The 18,258-nt window shown below is 33.8% G+C and carries 10 protein-coding genes and 1 other RNA gene; 3 read left to right on the forward strand and 8 right to left on the reverse strand.

The genetic code is table 11. The features are described 5' to 3' along the window. Positions 1 to 80 precede the first annotated feature (80 nt). An RNA gene (ffs, locus tag E5D58_RS06085) (signal recognition particle sRNA small type) lies at positions 81 to 179 on the forward strand. A gap of 77 nt (positions 180 to 256) precedes the next feature. Then, on the forward strand, positions 257 to 1,060 hold the full coding sequence (locus E5D58_RS06090; RefSeq protein ID WP_136480944.1) for an SDR family oxidoreductase: 804 nt from the start codon (positions 257 to 259) through the stop codon (positions 1,058 to 1,060). Positions 1,061 to 1,066: 6 nt separating this feature from the next. Here E5D58_RS06090 and E5D58_RS06095 read toward each other — a convergent pair whose 3' ends face one another. After that, positions 1,067 to 2,488 carry a TlpA family protein disulfide reductase gene (locus tag E5D58_RS06095; RefSeq protein WP_136480945.1) on the reverse strand — a complete coding sequence of 474 codons (1,422 nt, stop codon included), beginning with the start codon at positions 2,486 to 2,488 and terminating at the stop codon, positions 1,067 to 1,069. Between the two features lie 175 nt (positions 2,489 to 2,663). Here E5D58_RS06095 and E5D58_RS06100 point away from each other — a divergent pair, with 175 nt between their 5' ends. Beyond that, positions 2,664 to 4,289, forward strand: a complete 1,626-nt coding sequence (locus E5D58_RS06100; protein WP_136480946.1) for an ABC-F family ATP-binding cassette domain-containing protein — start codon at positions 2,664 to 2,666, stop codon at positions 4,287 to 4,289. Here E5D58_RS06100 and E5D58_RS06105 read toward each other — a convergent pair whose 3' ends face one another. The 7 genes from E5D58_RS06105 to uvrA form a co-directional block, all read right to left on the reverse strand. Next, positions 4,290 to 4,520, reverse strand: coding sequence for a putative signal transducing protein (locus E5D58_RS06105; RefSeq protein ID WP_136480947.1), 231 nt, complete (start codon positions 4,518 to 4,520; stop codon positions 4,290 to 4,292). A gap of 1,463 nt (positions 4,521 to 5,983) precedes the next feature. Then, on the reverse strand, positions 5,984 to 8,410 hold the full coding sequence (gene pheT, locus E5D58_RS06110) for a phenylalanine--tRNA ligase subunit beta (protein WP_136480948.1): 2,427 nt from the start codon (positions 8,408 to 8,410) through the stop codon (positions 5,984 to 5,986). Between the two features lie 118 nt (positions 8,411 to 8,528). Continuing rightward, on the reverse strand, positions 8,529 to 9,005 hold the full coding sequence (locus tag E5D58_RS06115; protein WP_136480949.1) for a hypothetical protein: 477 nt from the start codon (positions 9,003 to 9,005) through the stop codon (positions 8,529 to 8,531). A gap of 58 nt (positions 9,006 to 9,063) precedes the next feature. Further along, on the reverse strand, positions 9,064 to 11,475 hold the full coding sequence (locus tag E5D58_RS06120; RefSeq protein WP_136480950.1) for an alpha-ketoacid dehydrogenase subunit alpha/beta: 2,412 nt from the start codon (positions 11,473 to 11,475) through the stop codon (positions 9,064 to 9,066). A 169-nt stretch (positions 11,476 to 11,644) separates the two neighbouring features. After that, positions 11,645 to 14,476 (reverse strand): M1 family metallopeptidase, encoded by a 2,832-nt coding sequence (locus E5D58_RS06125; protein ID WP_136480951.1) that lies wholly within the window; start codon positions 14,474 to 14,476, stop codon positions 11,645 to 11,647. Between the two features lie 110 nt (positions 14,477 to 14,586). Next, a complete protein-coding gene (locus E5D58_RS06130) occupies positions 14,587 to 15,276 on the reverse strand; it encodes an LOG family protein (RefSeq protein ID WP_136480952.1) in 690 nt (229 codons plus the stop codon). Between the two features lie 38 nt (positions 15,277 to 15,314). Continuing rightward, complete coding sequence (gene uvrA, locus E5D58_RS06135) at positions 15,315 to 18,146, reverse strand: excinuclease ABC subunit UvrA (protein WP_136480953.1); 2,832 nt, start codon at positions 18,144 to 18,146, stop codon at positions 15,315 to 15,317. Positions 18,147 to 18,258 lie beyond the last annotated feature (112 nt).

Genomic DNA, 18,258 nt, shown 5'->3' on the forward strand with positions numbered 1-18,258 from the left:
TTTAGTTCGAAGCAAGATATTTATTTAAAATCAGTTTAAAAAATCATTGTGAAAATTTTAAAAGATTGTATCTTTGCAGCCGGCAAGTCCTACACAACCAGCTCCTGTTGAATCCTCCAGGTCGGGAACGAAGCAAAGGTAAATGGTCGTAGCGGTGTGATGTAGGTAGCTTGCCTTTTTTTATGCGCTATATTTACGTTTTCTTTAAAGGTTTCAATGTTGTATTTTGGCGCTTTCATTTCTTAATTCAATGACTATGTCTAAGGTTGTTTTGATCACAGGAGGATCATCGGGTATTGGAAAATCTATTGGCGAATTTTTGTTAGAAAAAGGGTTTAAGGTTTATGGAACCAGTAGAAACCCTAATAATTATAAATCCAGTAAGTTTCCTATTCTTGAATTAGATGTTCAAAATAATCAAACTATTTTGAGAGCTGTACAAGTAGTCATTAAAAAGGAGGGGTGCTTAAATGTGCTCATCAATAATGCTGGTGCTGGGATTACAGGGCCCATTGAAGAAACTCCAGAAGATGAAATCAAGAAGAATTTTGAAACTAATTTTTTTGGCCCCATAAATGTTATAAAAGCGGTTTTACCGCAAATGCGTAAGCAAAGGTCAGGCTTAATCATTAACATAACATCAATTGCAGGCTATATGGGCTTGCCATACAGAGGTATTTACAGTGCGAGCAAAGGAGCCTTAGAGTTACTTACTGAAGCCTTTAGAATGGAGTTAAAAGGTTTCAATATTGAAATGACTAATGTAGCCCCAGGTGATTTTGCAACTAATATTGCGGCAGGAAGGTATCATGTGCCTTTAAATGATACATCTCCTTATAAGCAGTCTTACGGAAACACTTTAGACTTAATGAACAAACATGTAGACACTGGTAGCGACCCTAGCATAATGGCCCAGGCCGTTTATAAATTAATAAATACAGGAAAACCCGGAGTACACTACAAAGTTGGAGAATTTATGCAGAAGTTTTCAATCGTTTTAAAGAGAGTACTGCCTAGTAAGGTCTACGAAAAATTATTAATGAATCATTATAAGCTATAGCTATAGCTATCGGTTAATTAGGCCTAGTAGTTCTTTTTCAAAATATATAGAAAATATATTGGTATTACTGTTCACAATTTTATGATCTTGATCTATTACTATAGTTTTGGTCATAGGGTGAATAGCTAAAGCCTTTGAAGCTTCTTTTGGGTACTTAAATTGAAATTCATTTTCTTGAGTGAACTCATTGTTTTTAAGGATTTTTCTAGATTTTTCTATACCAAATTTATCTACATTAATACTTATAAAATCTACTTCAGGATATTTTTCTTTTAACTCAATGAGCTTATAATGACTCTCCTTAAAATGTTGGTAATATAGATACGACCAAAATGTAATTACCGTAGGTCTAACAATAATATTTTCAAGATCTAACACTTGATTGTTGTAATCAATAAGCGAAACACTTGGAATTTTTGATCCATCTTTTAACAAGTTAATGGATTTAGTGTATTGGCTAATCATTTCTTTATCTTTATCATTCGTGCTTTTGTTTAGATAAGATTTTAAAATGGCATTATTAGACACTTCATTCTTGCTACTGGCAAGATATTTAATGGTAAAATAATTAAGTAAATCATTCTTAATGGTTTCATTAACCACTAGGCTATCAATTAACTTTAATCTATCTAAATTGTAACAAACAGATTTTCTATTAAATGATTTGCCCATTGCATGTTCATCATGTGCCTTTAAAGAGAGGTTTCTAAAATGATGTCTCAAAAAGGTATTATAATTATGATAACTACTTAGCGACTCGTCATTATAATCAATGTTTTTTCTGTAATCATAAAAATCATTAGGTAAAGACGCTAATATTGCGGCCTTATTCTTACCATAATGAACAAAAGGATACACCTCTTTATTTGAATAATAGCTATAGTTAATGTTTGTTAAGGCTATTTCTTCAAACAATGGTGAGTAGTCATATTTTTTCTTAAACTTCTTTAATGCTTCAAGTTTTTTTAATTTTAGAGAGTCAATGTGATTCTGATATGTGTTCGGGCTGAGCTGGCATAGTCTAAGTATATGACGTTCTTCTATTTCATTTTCAAGATAATCGTTAATAAGGTAGTTATTCTTTTTATCACCAATTCCTGTAAACACCAATGATTCGTCAAAATCTAAAGTATTGAGTCTTAAAAGTAAGCTATCCGCAGGTTCGATAAGGACAATTTGGTATTCGCCACCATGGCTAAAGGTGTAAATACCTTCATTTACATTTTTAATTTTGTACAGAAATCTATTTCTTCCGTCAAGTTTTATGGTATCGATAACGCGTTCACGTTGCGATAGTATTATGTAATTTGAATTAGGATTAATTATTTCACCTCCAAGGTAAGCGTAATGTACGTCCTTTTTTTTGGAATCATTAATACATCCAAAACAAGTGAGTACTAATAGTAATATTGAGAGATAAATTTTCATAGATAATGTTAGGGTACATTCTGTATAACAAAAGTATACCTTGTCTTCAAAAACACCTGTTAAGGCGCTGTTAAAAGTTTATATATCAATACTGCTCTTGAATAAAATTTGAGAAGCTATGTTTTCGTCTTACGGTTTGATTTTTCTACTTTTGCAAAAAATTTAATAGAAGTTTATGTTATCAGTATCAAATCTTTCAGTTCAATTCGGAAAACGTGTGCTTTTCGATGAAGTAAATACAACATTTAATAACGGTAATTGTTACGGTATAATTGGAGCAAATGGTTCTGGTAAATCTACTTTCTTAAAAATTATTTCAGGAAAGCTTGAGCCAACATCCGGTCATGTATCACTAGAGGCTGGTAAACGTATGTCTGTGTTAGAGCAAAATCATAACTTATACGATGCGCAAACCGTTTTGGATACCATATTAATGGGAAATAAGCCCTTATATGATATTAAGACAGAAATTGATGCACTTTATGCCGATTATTCTGATGAGAACGCCGATAAAATAGGGGAGTTACAGGTTAAGTTTGAAGAAATGGATGGTTGGAATGCCGATAGTAATGCTGCTGCTATGTTGTCAAATTTAGGAATTAAGGAGGAGTTTCATTATACTATGATGGCAGATCTTGATGGAAAGCAAAAAGTACGTGTATTATTGGCACAGGCTTTATTTGGTAACCCTGATGTGTTAATCATGGATGAGCCTACCAACGATTTGGATTATGAAACCATTGCTTGGTTAGAAAATTTTTTGGCTAACTACGATAATTGTGTTATTGTGGTATCTCACGACAGACACTTTTTAGATGCGGTTTGTACTCATATTTCTGATATAGATTTTGGTAAAATAAACCATTATTCTGGAAACTATACGTTCTGGTACGAGTCTTCTCAATTAGCAGCAAAACAGCATGCGCAACAAAATAAAAAGGCCGAAGAAAAGAAGAAAGAACTTGAAGAGTTTATTAGGCGTTTTTCTGCCAATGTTGCTAAAAGTAAACAGGCTACCAGTAGAAAAAAGATGATTGATAAGTTAAATATTGCAGATATTAGAAGGACTAGCCGCAGGTATCCAGCCATTATTTTTGAGCGCGATAGAGAGGCGGGCGATCAAATATTGAATATCGAAGGTTTAGCAGCGTCTATAGATGGAGAAGTGCTTTTTAAAAATATTGATTTAAACTTAGCCAAAGGTGATAAGGTTGTGGTTTTTTCAAGAGATTCAAGAGCTACAACAGCTTTTTACCAAATACTTAATAATAAAGAGCAGGCAGATGCTGGTAAATTTATGTGGGGCGTTACCACAACACAATCGTATTTACCACTAGATAACAGCGAGTTTTTTGATAATGATTTAACTTTAATAGATTGGTTACGCCAATGGGCAACAACCGAAGAAGAACGAGAAGAAGTAAACATTAGAGGTTTTTTAGGAAAAATGATTTTTAGTGGAGAGGAAGCATTTAAAAAGTCTTCTGTACTTTCTGGAGGAGAAAAGGTAAGATGTATGTTATCTAGAATGATGATGATGAGGGCCAATGTACTTCAGTTAGATGAGCCAACAAACCACTTAGACTTAGAAAGTATTACCGCTTTTAATAACTCACTTAAAAACTTTAAAGGCACGATTTTATTTACAACGCACGATCATGAGTTTGCTCAAACAGTGGCTAATAGGGTTGTTGAATTAACGCCAAATGGGGTTATTGATAGATATACTACTTTTGATGAGTACATGCAGGACTCAAAAATAAAGGAATTAAGAAATAAAATGTACAGCGTTACGGTCTAGTTAATTATGCAGTTCCGATGTTAATTTCTCAATAATAGGTTCAGCTAACGCAAGTTCATCTTTATGCACATGAATTTCTTGAAGTCCCTGTATTGAAGAACCAAAACCGGCAAGTCTTCCCGACTCTGATTCATCTTTAATAATAGCAGAAATGTTCTGTGTTTCTAGGGCATTAAAAATGCGTTGTACCTCAATAAAATTTCCAGTGTAGACTTTTATATAGTTTGACATGACAATAGGTTTAAGGGTTCTCTTTTAAAGATACGAAAAAATTTCTATTATTGTACAGCTTCATTTTAATGCCTAATTTGTAATGAAAAAAGTAAGACCAATACTCACTAGTCTGTTCTTTACATTGATTATACTTTTAGTTCATGTTACAAGAGGTATTTCAACAATGGTTAATGGGGGTGGATTTGGTATTTCAAATTTCTCATTAACAGAAATTGTTAATTTGCATAGAACACATCCCGTTTTTATTAGACGAAAAGTAACCACCCTATTAATAGATTTTTGCTCAAATATTTTTAGTATCAACATTGGGAGTGCATTTGTCCTAGTTAATTTTACGTTACTTTTCTTTAGCGGAATACTAATTTTTTATCTCTCACGGAGATTCACAAATAATTATATTCTAAATATGTATAGCCTTTATGCCTATTATTTGTGTTTTCCAATTTTCTTTATGTTTTTCCCGCCCGTTTATTCATATGATGAACCCTTGCAGTTTTGTCTTATTCTGTTTAGTTTAATCTGTTATTATAGAGATAATTACCTAATTTTTGCAATAGTTTTTGGAACAAGTTTAATAGTAAGAGAAAGTGGAGTGATTTTATTGCCGGCTCTTTTTTTTGTTTTTGTATACAATTGGGGTGAATCGTTATATCAAAATATTAAATCGAAGGAGTTTTGGGTAAGATCCCTTTCAATCGTTATGTCTTTAATAATTTACTTGTTTTACCTGCTGTTTTTCATAAAAACTAATGCATCTAATCAAGCTTCAAAGGAGTATTTTTTACAACGATTCTCTTACATTAAATGGAATTTTCAGAGTGCTATTTATAGCATTGAATCAATTGGTGGGTTTTTATTGATTTTTTTAGTTCCATTGAGTTTCTTATTTATAAACAGGTTTCAGAAATCTCAATTGACGGTAAAAAATAAAAAAATGCTTTATGCATTTTTTATTACTCTATTAATAAACACCCTTGTGGTATACATGAATACTAAATCAAGAGAGGTTCGTTTATTTTTGATGCCATTATTTTTTTTATGGCCTATATTTGGCACATTATTTTACGAGAACTTCAAGCTTATATTCAAGATGTTTAGTTTTAAATCATTATTTCTCAGTGGCAGAAGAAGTATTTTTTTTGTTATAGCCTTTTTAATTAACGCAGTTCTATCATTTGGTATATATCGCACCACTATAGGCCCAAGAGTTGGCGTTTTTAATCTGTATCTTTTTTTTAGTTTTTCAGTAGTTATTTTGTTTTATTTTTTTCTTGTTGAAAAGTCAATAAAGGCTAACACTAAATAAACGGTAATTTATTAAAATGAATACTTAATAAAAAGAGGTTTCAGCTCGAAAAGAAATTTTAATTCATTGTGATACAATAAGTTGTTGTAAATATTTATCCCGTTTTAAAGGATTCAAAAAAGGCGAAGTATACAAAGTCAATTATATTAGTATATTATCTTAATTCGGCTCCAAGCTGCTTTTCAAAACTAGATTGCAATTTCTTCATGATTTTATCAATCTGTTTTTCGTTGAGCGTTTTTCTTTCGTCCTGCAAGGTGAAGCTAACGGCGTAGCTCTTTTTTCCTTTTGGTAAGTTTTTACCTTGATAAACATCAAAAAGGTTAATCTCTTTTAAAAGTTGTTTTTCGGTTTGTTTAGCAACGGTGTAAATAGATTCAAAAGTAACATTGTTATCTAATAATAGGGCGAAATCCCGGCGCACTTCTGGGTACTTTGGTATGGACTTAAATTTAATACTATGATGCTTAATAACATCTAATACAGTGTCCCAATTAAAGTCTGCATAGACAACTTCTTGTTCAATATCAAAGTGTTTTAAAACACTTTTTTTAATAATACCAAAATCGACTAGTTTGTTTTTTCCTAATGACAGAGAAAGTCCTTCAGAAAACAAATCAGATTTAACAGGCGATTCATTAAATTTTAAAACCCCTAAACGTTCAAGAATGGAACAAACAAGGCCTTTCATCACAAAAAAGTCACTTTTTTTGTTTTCTTGATTCCAGTTTTCTGCAAATTGGTTACCTGTAATAAATAGTGATAAATGTTTGTATTCTTCTCTTTTATTATCATAGGCATGGTAGGTCTTACCAAACTCAAAGAATTTTAAATTAGAACGTTTTCTATTAATATTAAAAGAAATAGATTCTAATCCCGAAAATAACAATGACTGTCTTAAAACAGAGAGATCGTTACTTAGAGGGTTTAGCATAGTAACATTATGATTCTCCTTAAGTTGCTCACTTAATTCAATGTAATTGGGTGTTGTTAAGGAATTTGATAAAATTTCAAAAAAACCTTGTGAGGCTAATTGGTCTCCAATAATGTTTTGAATTTTATAGTCTTCAAAACGCGAAGTCGTAGAAATAGAGGCATTTAGTTTTTTTGTAGTTTCAATATTATTATACCCGTATACTCTTAAAATCTCTTCAATAATATCAGCTTCACGCTGAACGTCGTTTCTGTAAGCAGGCACAGTAAGGCCTAATCCTGCTTCGGTAACATTATTTACTTTAATATCTAGAGACGTAAGTATGCGTTTTATAACCTCTCGCGGTATTTCTTCTCCAACGAGTTTTTTAGCATTTTCAAAACTTAGTCGCACCTCAAAATCCTTTATCTTTTTTGGGTATAGGTCTACAATGTCGCTAGTTATTTCCCCACCAGCAATATCTTGTATCAATAAGGCAGCACGCTTTAAGGCATATTCTGTTATGTTTGGATCAATACCTCTTTCAAATCTAAAAGACGCATCCGTGTTTAAACCGTGGCGTTTAGCAGTTTTTCTAATGCTAACAGGATTAAAATAAGCACTTTCTAAGAAGATGCTTGTGGTGCTTTCTGAAACTCCAGAATGTTCACCTCCAAAAACTCCTGCTATGCACATGGGCTTTTCTGCATCACAAATCATCAGGTCGTCTTCATGAAGCTCACGCTCAATACCATCTAAGGTTACAAACTTGGTTCCTGCTTTTAATGTTTTAACTTCAACTTTGTTTCCAGTAATTTTAACAGCATCAAAAGCATGTAGCGGCTGACCGAGTTCATGAAGCACATAATTTGTAGCATCAACAATATTGTTAATAGGGCTTAAGCCAATAGCTTTTAGTCTGTGCTGTATCCATTTAGGAGATTCTTTAACTTTAAGTCCAGTAATTGTTACGCCACAGTAACGAGGTGCCAAATCTTGATTAATAACATTAACATCAATTTTTACTGTTCTGTTTTCAACCTGAAACGCACTTACCGATGGTGTAATAAGCTCTAAATTTATTTCTTTTTGAATAAGTCCAGCTCTTAAATCTCTTGCAGTTCCTAAATGGCTCATAGCATCGGCTCTGTTTGGAGTAAGACCTATTTCAAAGACATAATCATTTTCTATATCAAAGATATCAGAAACAGGGGTTCCTGGTTTTAATTTTTCATCAAGAACTAGAATACCATCATGCGATTTACCTAAACCCAATTCGTCTTCAGCACATATCATACCATGACTTGCTTCCCCGCGTATTTTGCCTTTTTTTATAGTCCATGCTTCATCTTCTTTGGTACATAAAACAGTTCCAATGGTTGCAACAGGTACTTTTTGGCCAGCATCAACATTGGGAGCCCCACAAACAATTTGCAACGGGGATTCGTCACCTACATCAACTGTGGTTACTTTCAATTTATCTGCATTGGGATGTTTTACACAGGTTAAAACTTCACCCACAACAACACCTTCTAGTCCACCTTTAATAGACTGGTAAGATTCTAGACCTTCAACTTCTAAACCTAAATCTGTAAGTAATTCACTTGTTTGTTCTGGTGTCCAAGATGTTTTTAAAAACTGTTTCAACCAGTTGTATGAAATCTTCATAAATAAATATCCTATTTAATAGGCGGCAAAGATAAAATATTGCTGCAAGCATTCAAATAGCAAGGTGGTGAATTGTGCTATGTAAACTAAATAAATGGCAAATAATAAAAGCCTTCAATTATTCAACAAGATTTTCAACCAGTACATTAAAATCATATTGCAAATCCTCATGAAGCGAACCAATCACTTTTTTTGATAGCAGCAGCTGGCGTTCAAAGGTGTTTTGTAATTGTGTGCTATTGGAAATTGAAGGTTGAAAGTTTTTTAATTTTAAGCAAAAATAGAGTAGAAGAGTCGCTTCTGTTTCTTTGTTTTGAGAATACCTGATAAACTTCTTTACGTTTCGCAATATTTTCCTGACACTTTTTCTTATGTAAAAAAAACTCACTCTATTTATAATTTCGAACTCGGCGTCCATATATGCCTTTATGCTAAGAACATAGTCGTCTTCATTATGCGACTCAAAAAGCAAATAGGTGAGAAGCTCTTTATTTTCTTTTTTAAATCGAGATAACCTTAAGCAAATGTCTTTTATTTCTTGAGTAGACAACGTATCTAACTCTTTTTTAATTTCTCTTAAGGAAACGGCTTTCATAGAATTATGATATAACAATCAAACCAAAAGGAAGTGATCTTTGCATCATGGGAATAAACTATCTTAACTGCGGATAATGACTTGGGTTTACCTCGTGCATAACCTCATAAATAGCTTCAAAGATATCTTCCGCAGAGGGTTTTGAAAAGTAGTCACCATCATTGCCATAAGCTGGTCTATGAGGTTTCGCTGTTAATGTTTTTGGCGAGCTGTCTAAATATTCGAATGCATTTTGCTTATTTAAAATTTCATCTAAAATATATGCTGATGCTCCTCCTGGTACGTCTTCATCAATAATCATAACTCTATTTGTTTTAGCTATGCTTTTTACTATATCATGCTTTAAATCGAAAGGCATTAGCGACTGAACATCTATAATTTCGATATCTATTCCAACAGCAGACAGTTCTTTAGCTGTCTCCTCAACAATACGCAATGTAGAGCCATAAGACACTACGGTAATATCGGTTCCTACTTTTAACGTTTCAACAACACCAATGGGGGTTTTAAGAATACCCAAATTATTTGGCATCTTTTCTTTTAAGCGATAGCCATTTAAACACTCTACAACTATCGCAGGGTCGTCCCCAAGAAGCAGCGTATTGTAAAAACCAGCGGCTTTTGTCATGTTTCTCGGAACTAGTAAATTGACCCCTTTAACCAAATTTATAATACCTCCCATTTGTGAGCCAGAATGCCAAATCCCTTCCAACCTATGTCCTCGGGTTCTTATAATAACAGGCGCTTTTTGTTTTCCTTTGGTTCTATAATGCGTGGTCGCCAAGTCATCACTTATTATTTGTAAAGCATATAAAATATAGTCTAAATATTGTATTTCGGCAATGGGCCTTAACCCTCTCAAAGCCATACCAATACCTTGCCCAACAATTGTAGCTTCTCTAATGCCAGTGTCTGCAATTCTTAATTCTCCGTATTTATCTTGCAAGCCTTCCAATCCTTGGTTTACATCGCCTATTTTTCCTGTATCTTCCCCAAAGACTAAAGCCTCTGGGTACCTGTTAAAAAGAGCGTCAAAATTATCGCGAAGTATAATTCTGCCATCAACCAATGCAGAATCGTCGTTGTAAGCGGGTTTCGTTTCTGCTATTCTGGTATTAGAACCTTGGGTTTGTGAATATAAATGAGAGCTAAATTTAGGCTGTGTGTTATTAATAAGCTCGTTTATCCAAGTGCCAAGCTTTTGCTTTTCTTCGAATGTTTCTCCAATTAAATACCTCAACGCTTTTCTTCCATGGGAAAGAATGTCTTTTCTTGTTGGTTCATCAATGTTCGCAAGACTCTCTTGAATTTTGGTTATAAATACGCCATTTTTACTTTTTTTAGCGGCCAATTTCAGTAATTTTATGGCTTCCTTCTGTTCTCTTGATATTGGTTTTAAAAAGGTATTCCAGGCATTCTTTTTTGCCTCTCTAACATCTCTTTTAGCAGCTCTTTCAATTTCAACAAGCGTTTCAACAGTCGCAATACCACTTTCAATAATCCATTCACGCATTTTAGTGTTGCAATCATGATTAGCTTCCCATTCTAATCGTTCAGCATTTTTGTAGCGTTCATGTGATCCAGAGGTTGAGTGGCCTTGGGGTTGCGTTAATTCCAATACATGAATTAAAACGGGAACATGTTCTTCTCTGGCAATGCTACCTGCTTCCTGATAGGTCTCAATTAAGTTAGCATAATCCCATCCTTTAACTCTTAGGATCTCGAAACCTTGGTTTTCAGAATCACGTTGAAACCCTTTTAGAATTTCGGATATGTTTTCTTTGGTGGTATGATGTTTGGCATGGACGGAAATACCATATTCATCATCCCAAATACTTATTACCATAGGTACTTGAAGGACACCAGCAGCATTTATCGTTTCAAAAAATAGACCTTCACTTGTGCTTGCGTTACCAATAGTACCCCAAGCAACCTCATTACCATTTACCGAAAAACCAGTAGCGTTTATATTTTTAACTTCTCTAAAAACTTTTGACGCCTGGGCTAGTCCCAGTAGTCGTGGCATTTGAGCAGCGGTAGGAGAGATGTCGGCACTTGAGTTGTATTGAGTAGTTAAGTCTTTCCAGCTGCCATTATCATTTAAACTATGCGTAACAAAATGCCCTCCCATTTGGCGACCAGCGGACATGGGCTCTAATTCTAAATTGGTATTAGCATAAAGTCCTGCAAAAAACTGTTCGGGTGTTAGTTCACCTAAAGCCATCATAAAGGTTTGGTCTCTGTAATAGCCTGATCTCCAGTCTCCACTTAGAAAAGCCTTCGCCATGGCTATTTGAGGTATTTCTTTTCCATCTCCAAAAATTCCAAACTTTGCTTTACCTGTAAGAACTTCTCGTCTACCAAGTAAGCTACATTCCCGACTAATAACAGCTGTCTTGTAGTCGTTTATAACTTCTGCTTTAAAATCTTCGAACGATAAATTGTCTTTCAAATAGGACTGAATTTGCATAATAATCATGCTTTTTACGTACCTGCAAAAGTAGGTAAAGTTTGCCTTTTCTACAATTTTAGACTGTGCTATTTTCTTGCTTATTATTTAAATATTTATCTAAAAAACTATATTTATTAAATAAAACGCAAAAAAAACACGATAAATTAAAAATAATGTATTTTACTAACTAAAACCAACGTCTTCTAAACAAGCCTAAAAGCGATTTAGGATCGAGCGTTAGCCTAAATCTAATTCGTTCGGCATAATCAGGTAAGCCAACTTCCCAGCCAAGGTTTGAATACAGGGGGAAATAGATTTCAAAATAGTCTGTTACTAAATCTATTCTAACACCAGAATCATAAACGAATTTTGATGACTCGAATCTATTTTTCACAAACCCTAAATCTCCATAAAGGAGTATGTATCGCCAAAGCGTAGTACTGGCGTTTAAGGTTGTCATCCATTGATTTGCAAAAGGAGGATCTAGTTTAGATTTAAAGCCACCTTCGGCAGGTATGTATTGCTGACTAAACAAGCCAGTGTCTTCTGAGCGACCTAGATAGTTGTAATCGAAAAGGTAATCTGTTGGTCTATCCAATGCGAAACTAAAATAATCAGAATCAGAATCGGTTTTATTTGATAAAAAGGTACCAGCAAACATTCTTAAGTTCAATTGTCGGTTGTTTTCAAATAGCTTTCTAAATTCATAATTAAAGGCCAATTTGCTAAAGTTGTTTCCCAATTGAAAATCTGTATACCATCTGTGAAACGTAATTAAGTTATCATTGGAGTGGATATACCTTGCGTTAAACACCGAGTAGTTTGGTTCGTCTGAGGTTAAAATGTTATTGATATCTTTATCTCTATTGATGTCTACATACCTGAAGAGTAGGGTTTTTCTTTTATTTGACCTAAGATCATTACTTTCTCTAAATCTAAATGTTAAGCCTGGAGTTATTTTTCTTACAAACAAATCTTCGGCATACGAGTTGTATCCTCCTGATATTCCATAGGTTATTGAATACAAATCTCTGTTTTCTAGATAATGCGTGTTTAAAACAGAAGCATTGCCAGTGAGAGCGTTAGATCCAATAGAATATTTTGGTGCAATTTTATAATTAAATCGCTTTTTTAATAGGGTTTTGTTATATGCTTTAACACCTAAGGTAATACCATCATAAATATTGTTGAATTCTATAATAGGCATCAAAAACACCTGATTGTAATAAGGGTCTTCAATATCTTTAAACAGCCTAAACTGTAAAGGCTTATTATTAAAGAAGAACCCTTTTAACGATTTCCAATTATCTCTAAGGTTAAATTCTGGAATTGTATTCTCGTAGTTTAGTACTAATTTATTCGCATTGTTACGAGGAATTGTAACCTTTTTTTCTTCAAATATGTTTTCTATCCAAATTTTGGAAACTATGCTATCGTTTTTTAATGAATATAAAGAAACAGGCATGTTGTTATTTCGCTTATTCTTAATAGTAAGTGTAATGGAGTCTTCTGTTTCTGAAACGTTTTTTATTTTGAAGTCTATTTTTTTACTCGTATTGAGATAATCTGTAAAAAACCAATCAATGTTCTTATCAGTTAAGGATTTTAGGTAACTTTCAAATTGCTTGGTAGTGGTTGGTTTAAGTTTATTGTCTTTAACAAAAGATTCGATACCCGTTTCTACAACGTCGCGATTTACAAAGTCGTCTAAATATTTAAGGCCAACACCAGCCTTGTATTTGTTTGCAATGTTTCTATTGAACTTTAATAAGGAATCAGTTGGCTTCGATAATTCTTGATCCCTATTGCTTCTTGCCATAAGCATATAGGCCAGCACATATTTATCATTAAATTTCATGTCGGCTGCATGGAATGACCTAATAAGCCAGGCATCTGCTATGGTACCAAGAAATTTCATATCAGGGTAATGACTGTCTACATATTTCATGGCATAGAAAATTTGTATGCCATCAAGAAGCCATTGCTCATTTCTAGGGTTAACTAAAAGCGTATTTTCTAAAAAATTGTGCAAGGCAATTTTTAAAACTTTGAGTTCATACTGAAAATTACTTGGGTAAGGTTTAATAAATTTGGGTAAAAAGTTTAAGCCATAAATTGGATCTTTTTCATAGTCAATATGAGACAGAAGCAGCTTTTTTTGCGGGTAGTCCCCAAAATGTTCCGAGATAAATTTAGTTACCTTTTCAATGATTAGAACTTTTTCAAGAATATCTATCTGGTCATAATTAATATCTGATATAACTTCTAACTCGTTATTGTCTAAAGTTTCAAAATTGCTACGTTTACTTAAAAATAATTTATTGCTGTTTCTATCGTTTCCTTTTAATTCAATAACCTGACTGTTAGTATTTTGAGTTGTTTTAATTACATCTAAATCTGAAGTCAATGTATACCCTAAAGGAAATTCTAGATTTAAAGTAATGTCAGCTTTTGGGATGAATAAGTCATCTAAGTTTTTGTTGCTATAGTATTGCCATTCACCATCATAAATAGCGGGTGTTATATACCAATATCTAAGGTTTAAGTCTCCTTTATTAGTAATTCCATAGCTCGTGAATTTCGAATTTGGAATTTGCACCAAGTAATCAAGGTTTAATACATAAGCATCATTGGGTTTTAGAGCTTCTTTAAGCTCAACCTTTATAATGTCATTTTGATTTTCTAGGTGCTCAAATAAAACATTTTGACCATTTTGTTGTATGGATTTGATTACTGAAAATCCCCTATCTTCACTTTTAGCCAAGTGAAAACTGTTGTTATATTCTTCGGCTAAACGAATGGCTAAAGGTGTTTGTTTTGTTGAATAACTATTGTTCCAGTCGCTTAAATAAATGACTTTTAGTTCATCAGATGTCGTGTTTTCATATCTAATGGTTTGCGAAATTTTAATCTGTTTGTTACCAATATCAAATACAGCTTTTAGGTCAATTTTGTTTTGACCAAAGCTAGCAATGCATATTGGTAAGAATAAAACACAACTAAAAAAACGGATTCTCAACTTAAAAAAACAATTAGGGTTAAAAGATTCATGTAAGGCGCTGCAATATAATGAAATATAGTGGTTTTAAGGTTTCATAATGACTAGCTGGATATTCAAAAGAATACATGCTAAAAATTTGGGCTCAAACCAGAATCTTTATAGAAATTGTCTAAAATATCTATAACTTCTTCTTCGGTATCCACTAAATGTATGAGGTCTAAGTCTTTAGGACTTATATTAGAAAAAGATTCAAGCAGTGTGCTTTTTATCCATTCTAATAAACCTTGCCAAAAATCTGTGCCTACCAGAATAATCGGAAATTTTCCAATTTTATGAGTTTGTATAAGGGTGATAGCTTCGAAAAGCTCATCTAAAGTACCAAAACCGCCCGGCATAACAACAAAACCTTGCGAGTATTTAACAAACATTACTTTTCGAACAAAAAAATAGTCGAAGTCTAAATTTTTATCAGGATCTATATATGGGTTATCGTGTTGTTCAAATGGTAATTCTATGTTTAGGCCAACGGAAGTACCTCCTCCAATGTGTGCGCCCTTATTCCCAGCTTCCATAACACCTGGGCCTCCACCGGTAATTACGCCATAGCCAGCTTCAACAATTTTTTTGGCAACGTTGACGGTAAGTTCATAATATGTCTCGTTAGGTTTAGTTCGTGCTGAACCAAAAATGGAAACACAAGGGCCTATTTTACTCATACGTTCAAAACCATTGACAAACTCGCCCATAATTTTGAAAATAGCCCAAGAATCATTTGTTTTTATTTCATTCCAACCTTTATGATGAATTTCTTTTCTCATAGTTAATTTTTTGCTTAAAGTTAGTATAATGTATTCAACTAATTCAGTTCTTTTTTTAGGAACTTTGCTGTGTAACTTTTCTTGTGGTTTATAATGTCTTCAGGTGTTCCTTTGGCTACAATTTGTCCTCCACCTTTTCCACCTTCGTAGCCAATATCTATAATATAATCAACAGTTTTAATAACGTCTAAATTGTGTTCAATAATAAGAACTGTATTTCCTTTATCTACTAATTTATTTAAAACAATCATGAGTACTCTTATGTCTTCAAAATGCAGACCAGTAGTAGGTTCATCTAAAATATAAAAGGTGTTTCCAGTATCTCGTTTAGAGAGCTCTGTAGCTAACTTTATACGCTGTGCTTCTCCTCCTGAAAGTGTCGTGCTCTGTTGACCTAAAGTAATGTAACCCAAACCTACGTCTTTGATTGTTTTAAGCTTTTTATGGATTTTAGGAATGTGTTCAAAAAAGTTTACAGCTTCATTGATAGTCATGTTGAGTACATCACTAATCGATTTTCCTTTATATCTTATTTCTAAGGTTTCTCTATTAAATCTTTTTCCTTGGCAGGTTTCACATTCTACATAAACGTCCGGGAGAAAATTCATCTCTATTACGCGTAGGCCTCCACCTTGACAGGTTTCACAGCGTCCACCTTTCACATTAAAGCTAAACCGTCCGGGCTTATAACCTCTTATCATGGCTTCTGGTATTTTCGCGAAGAGAGATCTAATCTCACTAAAAGTGCCTGTGTAGGTTGCTGGGTTGCTTCTAGGTGTTCTACCTATAGGAGATTGGTTTATATCAATAACTTTGTCAATATGTTCTAAGCCTTTTATACTTTTATAAGGCATAGGTATTTTAACACCGTTAAAATAATGTGCATTAAGAATGGGGTAAAGAGTTTCATTAATTAGGGTAGATTTGCCACTACCTGAAACACCAGTAACTCCAATCATTTTCCCCAATGGAAACTTAACAGAGATATTTTTCAAGTTATTTCCAGTACAGCCTTTTAGTTCTAAAAAATTGCCATTACCAGCCCGTCTGGAATTAGGGATTTCAATAGCTTTATTGCCATTAAGGTAATCCGCAGTAAGTGTGTTATGCGATTTTAATTCTTCCGGATTTCCAAGGCTTATAATGTCTCCGCCATGCTTCCCGGCTTTAGGGCCGATATCAATAACATAATCAGCACGTTCTATCATGTCCTTGTCGTGTTCAACCACGATAACGGAGTTACCAATATCTCTTAACGATACCAACGAGTTTATAAGCTTTTCGTTATCTCGTTGATGCAAACCAATACTAGGCTCATCCAAAATATACAAGACACCAACCAGTTGAGATCCAATTTGAGTTGCTAATCTAATACGTTGGGCCTCACCACCTGATAGCGATTTAGAACTTCTGTTTAAAGCTAAATAATCTAATCCTACATCTAGTAAAAACTGGAGTCTAGACTTGATCTCTTTTATTATTTCCTCTGCAATGATTAGTTGTTTTTTCGATAGGTGTTTATGTAAATTGTTAAACCAATCGGCTAGTTCTACAATATCTGTTTCTGCTAGTTCGGCAATATTTTTTTTATTTATTTTAAAATAGAGCGATTCTTTTTTAAGCCTGGAACCTTTGCAAACAGGGCATTTAACTTTATCCATAAAGTCTTTGGCCCATCGCTTTAACGAGGTAGATTCGGCAGTTTTGTATTGATTTTCAATAAAATTTGCGACCCCTTCAAAATCAATTTTATAGTCGCGGGTAACCCCTAAAGTTTTACTTTCCACCGAAAACTTATCATTACCGCCATAAAGAATCATTTGTTTGGCTTCTTCTGGAATGCTTTTGTAGGGATCACTCAATTTAAAATTGAAACGTTGTGCTATGGTTTCAAATTGCTTAAAAATCCAGCTGTTTTTCTCAGGGCCGTGTGGCGCTAAAGCACCAGCTTTAATGGAAAGGCTGTCATCAGGGATTATTTTACTTTCATTAATTTGATATAAGTCGCCTATACCATTACAATGACTACAAGCGCCTTTAGGCGAGTTAAATGAAAAGTTGTTCGGCTCAGGGTTGGGGTATGAGATGCCAGATGTGGGGCACATTAAACTTCTACTAAAATAGCGAGCTTCTTTAGTATCTTGGTCTATTACCATTAGTACATCATCACCATGATACATGGCTGTATTTATAGTTTCGGTTAAGCGTTTGTCATTATCTACGGAATCATCAATCACTAAACGGTCTATTACAATTTCTATGTCATGAGTTTTGTAACGGTCTAATTTCATGCCTTTTACAATATCACGAATCTCGCCATCAGTTCTCACCTTAACAAAACCTTGTTTAGCTATTTGTTCAAATAATTCTCTGTAATGTCCTTTTCTTGAACGTACTACTGGAGATAATATGTTGATTCTTTGCCCCTTGAAATCTTTAAGAATGAGCGCTTTAATTTGTTCATCACTATAGCTAATCATTTTATCACCTGTATTATAGCTATATGCGTCGCTAGCTCTTGCAAATAGCAGGCGCATAAAATCATAAATCTCGGTAATAGTCCCAACAGTAGATCTTGGAGACTTACTCGTAGTTTTCTGTTCAATGGCTATAACAGGAGAGAGTCCATCAATTTTGTCTACATCGGGCCGTTCTAAACCTCCTAAGAATTGCCTTGCATAGGCGGAAAAAGTTTCAATATAGCGACGTTGACCTTCCGCATAAATGGTATCAAAGGCTAAAGAGGATTTTCCACTTCCAGATAAACCCGTTATAACAACCAGTTTTTCTCTTGGAATGGAGACATCAATGTTTTTTAAATTGTGTGCTCTTGCTCCTTTAACCTCAATAAATTCGTTGGAATGACTCATAAATTTGCAAAAGTGCAAAGGTACAATTTTAGTTGTTAAATTCTTGTGAAGGTTTATTTCAGATTTGTTATTATTGTAAGCACTAACTAAGTGTTTTGCTTTGGCGAAATAA

This window comes from Cognatitamlana onchidii (assembly GCF_004804355.1).
Taxonomy (GTDB): Bacteria; Bacteroidota; Bacteroidia; order Flavobacteriales; family Flavobacteriaceae; genus Cognatitamlana; species Cognatitamlana onchidii.

Excerpts from the sequence above, each read along its gene's own strand:
- E5D58_RS06095 (WP_136480945.1), bottom strand. The coding sequence starts at position 2,488 with ATGAAAATTTATCTCTCAATATTACTATTAGTACTCACTTGTTTTGGA.
- E5D58_RS06120 (WP_136480950.1), bottom strand. The coding sequence starts at position 11,475 with ATGCAAATTCAGTCCTATTTGAAAGACAATTTATCGTTCGAAGATTTT.
- pheT (WP_136480948.1), bottom strand. The coding sequence starts at position 8,410 with ATGAAGATTTCATACAACTGGTTGAAACAGTTTTTAAAAACATCTTGG.
- E5D58_RS06130 (WP_136480952.1), bottom strand. The coding sequence starts at position 15,276 with ATGAGAAAAGAAATTCATCATAAAGGTTGGAATGAAATAAAAACAAAT.
- E5D58_RS06090 (WP_136480944.1), top strand. The coding sequence starts at position 257 with ATGTCTAAGGTTGTTTTGATCACAGGAGGATCATCGGGTATTGGAAAA.
- E5D58_RS06105 (WP_136480947.1), bottom strand. The coding sequence starts at position 4,520 with ATGTCAAACTATATAAAAGTCTACACTGGAAATTTTATTGAGGTACAA.
- uvrA (WP_136480953.1), bottom strand. The coding sequence starts at position 18,146 with ATGAGTCATTCCAACGAATTTATTGAGGTTAAAGGAGCAAGAGCACAC.
- E5D58_RS06115 (WP_136480949.1), bottom strand. The coding sequence starts at position 9,005 with ATGAAAGCCGTTTCCTTAAGAGAAATTAAAAAAGAGTTAGATACGTTG.
- E5D58_RS06100 (WP_136480946.1), top strand. The coding sequence starts at position 2,664 with ATGTTATCAGTATCAAATCTTTCAGTTCAATTCGGAAAACGTGTGCTT.